A 1,534-nucleotide genomic window follows, 5' to 3' on the forward strand; every position below is an offset into this window, starting at 1 on the left:
TCGAGCTTCTACTACTGGCGGCGGACGGCTGCGGACCGGGCCGCCCGGCAGGTGGCCGACGCCCGTCTGGCCGCCCGGATACGCGCGGTGCACCAGGAATCGGACGGCACCCACGGAGCCCCGAGGATCACCGCCGAGCTCCGCGAGGAGAACGGCGTCGCGGTCAACCACAAACGCGTCGCCAGGATCATGCGGGCATCCGGGATCGAAGGAGTCCGGTTGCGCCGCCGGCACCGCACCACCGTCTCTGACCCGGCCGCCGCCAAGGCCCCGGACCTGATCGGCCGCAACTTCACCGCGGACAGGCCGAACACGAAGTACGTCGGCGATATCACCTACCTGCCCGTCGAGGGCGGGAAGTTCTGTTACCTGGCGACCGTCATCGATCTCGCATCACGCCGTCTGGCCGGCTGGGCGATCGCCGACCACATGCGCGCGGACCTCGTCACCGACGCCCTGGCCGCGGCGATCCGAACCCGCGGCAGTCTCGCCGGATCGATCATGCACACCGACCACGGAGCTCAGTACACGAGCAGGATTCTCGCCGAAGCCTGCAGGTCAGCAGGGGTTCGGCGGAGCATGAGCGCGGTCGGGTCCAGCGCGGACAACGCACTCGCCGAGTCCTTCAACGCGACCTTCAAACGCGAGACCCTGCAAGGACGAAAGAGCTGGCCGACCGAGCACGAGGCCCGACTCGACGCCTTCCGATGGCTCCACCGCTACAACACCCGACGCCGACACTCCCGCCTCGGACAACGATCACCGATCGCCTACGAGAACGCCCTCCACCACACACCAACTACGCTGGCACAAGCCGCATAACCCGTGTTCAGGATTCGGGGTCAAGGCCCGGTCACGCGAGCGTGACGTCCTTGGTGGTGGTGAACTGAGTGCCGCCGTTGCGGGTGAATGTGATGGTAACGGTGGCTTTGCCCGGTTCCCAGTTCCCGTCCGGGGAGCGGAAACCCTGGTCCCACTTGCCGTTGACGCCGTGCTCGTGGCAGCTGTACCCGTGAGGGCGGGTGGCCTGCCGCCACCCCTGGGAGAGCTGTACGCGGATGGTTCCGCCGCCGCCGTTGACGGAAACGGCGTCGTCGCAGTAGTAGGTGCCGGCAACGCGGGCGATCTCCCCGCCGTATTCGAGTTTCCCGGTGTCGTTGATGGTGCCGGAGGTGGAGGCGTGGGCGGGCGCGGTGGCCAGGGCGAGGGCCGCTGCGGTCACGGCGAGAATGCGTGCGGTGTTCATCCCCTCACCCTGCCCCCGACCCGGGCACATCGCATCCGGTGACATGGCCGGGACCAGATCCGGTGCCTGCTGGCGCACGGTCGACCTGTGAGGAAGCCCCCGCACCCGGTGGGGCACCGGATGGGGCATGGGGGGCTTGTCCATGGTGGTCTCGGGGCCGCCCTCCCGGCGTGGACAGCGGCCATCCGTGAAGCGTCCTGGCCTCCTGAGAGGGCGTTAAGTCCGTTTCTGATAACGGCCGCGTCCGGGTTGTTCGAGGAGTCCTTGGCGGACGAGTCGTCCCAGGCG

The 1,534-nt window shown here is 68.4% G+C and carries 2 protein-coding genes; one reads left to right on the forward strand and one right to left on the reverse strand.

All coding sequences use genetic code 11. The features are described 5' to 3' along the window. A partial coding sequence (locus IE269_RS42640; RefSeq protein ID WP_189828757.1) for an IS3 family transposase occupies positions 1-822 on the forward strand: 822 nt, incomplete at its 5' end. A gap of 31 nt (positions 823-853) precedes the next feature. On the opposite strand, the gene IE269_RS42645 is transcribed toward IE269_RS42640, so the two are convergent. Then, positions 854-1,246: a hypothetical protein gene (locus IE269_RS42645; RefSeq protein WP_189828758.1), complete on the reverse strand. Its 393-nt coding sequence runs from the start codon at positions 1,244-1,246 to the stop codon at positions 854-856. Positions 1,247-1,534 lie beyond the last annotated feature (288 nt).

It is taken from the genome of Streptomyces spiroverticillatus (assembly GCA_014650415.1).
GTDB classification, from domain to species: Bacteria; Actinomycetota; Actinomycetes; order Streptomycetales; family Streptomycetaceae; genus Streptomyces; species Streptomyces spiroverticillatus.

Bases quoted from the DNA above. Each gene is read 5' to 3' on its own strand.
- IE269_RS42645 (WP_189828758.1), bottom strand. From the start codon at position 1,246: ATGAACACCGCACGCATTCTCGCCGTGACCGCAGCGGCCCTCGCCCTG.